General features: G+C 63.7%; 1 protein-coding gene. It reads right to left on the bottom strand.

The window, feature by feature from the left end; genetic code table 11:
- Positions 1-41: 41 nt before the first annotated feature.
- The gene (locus Rhe02_RS49425; protein ID WP_203915548.1) at positions 42-1,214 is read right to left on the bottom strand and encodes an IS481 family transposase; all 1,173 of its coding nucleotides are present in this window, start codon (positions 1,212-1,214) and stop codon (positions 42-44) included.
- Positions 1,215-1,279: the final 65 nt, after the last annotated feature.

Genomic DNA, 1,279 nt, shown 5'->3' with positions numbered 1-1,279 from the left:
TGTGATGTCTCAAGACATCGAGGACACCCTGAACCCACGGTTCAGGGTGTTTCTGTTTGTTGTGGTTGGTAGCCGCGGGTGGGGTCCAGGTCGAGCTCTTGGAGGAGCTGTCCGGTGGCGGCGTGGGCTACCCGGATGTGAAGATCTTCGATGAGCAGGATGATGCGGGTTCGGGCGTGACGTCTACCGATGCCTATGTGGTGCAGGCGGCCGGCGTGGCGCAGGGTGACTTTGCCGGCGTCGTCGACGCGGTCGTGGCGGATGCGGTAGTGGGCGGGGGCTGGTGTTCCTTGCGGGGTGGCTTTGGGCCGGCTGATCCAGGCGGCCAGGGGTGTTCTGCGGTCCAGGGACCGGTGTGGTCGGGCGGTGTTGTAGTGGGCTACGAACTGGTCGATGAGTTCTTGCAGGTCGATGATGGTGGCCGGGGCCGGGCGGCTGCGTAGCCATTTCTTCATGGTCTGTTGGAAGCGTTCGACTTTTCCGCAGGTGGTGGGGTGGTTGGGTCGGGAGTTCTTCTGCGCGACGCCGAGGCGGGCGAGTTCGTGTTCGAAGCCGTTGCGGCCGTGGTGGCGGCCGCCTTGGGCGAATCTGGTGGTGTAGACCAGGCCGTTGTCGGAGAGCACGGAGGCGGGGATGCCGTGGGCGGCAACGGCTTTGCGGAAGGTGGCCACGACGGTGGGGCCGGCGACGCGGCGGTGGGCAGTGACGGCCAGGGCGTAGCGGGAGTGGTCGTCGAGGAAGGTCAGGATTTCGGTGTCGGTGCCGTCGGCTAGCCGGTGGTGGGTGAAGTCGGTCTGCCAGGTCTCGTTGGGCAGGTTCGCTTCGAAGCGGATGTAGGAACTCTTCGGCTTCTTCTTCGGTTGTGGCTCAATAAGTTCGGCCTTCTTGAGATAGCGCCACACGGTCGTCGGGCTGACCGTGACCCGGTGGTGGGTGGCCAGGTGCCAGCAGATGGTGTGGGCGCCGGCGTCCAGGCCCTGCCCGGCGAGTTCATCGCGGATCTTCAGGATGAGGATCATCGTCTCGGTGGCGATCGCTGACGGTGAGGTATGCGGCCGCTTCGATCTGGGCTGAAACGCCGCCTCGCCCTCAGCCTTGTAGCGGGATAGAAGGGCGTACACCCAAGACCGGGCCACCCCGAACGTGGACACCACCTCGGGTATCGACCGTTTCTCATACACCAGAGCCGCGAGGACAAGCCGGGACTTAGACACCCATCTTTAACTGACATGTCCTTTATGTCTTGAGACAGGTGTCCTGGATGTCCTGAAACAACACA

Origin of the sequence: Rhizocola hellebori, from assembly GCF_016862955.1 — a bacterium.
GTDB lineage: Bacteria > Actinomycetota > Actinomycetes > Mycobacteriales > Micromonosporaceae > Rhizocola > Rhizocola hellebori.
This window is presented reverse-complemented; position numbering and strand designations above follow the sequence as displayed.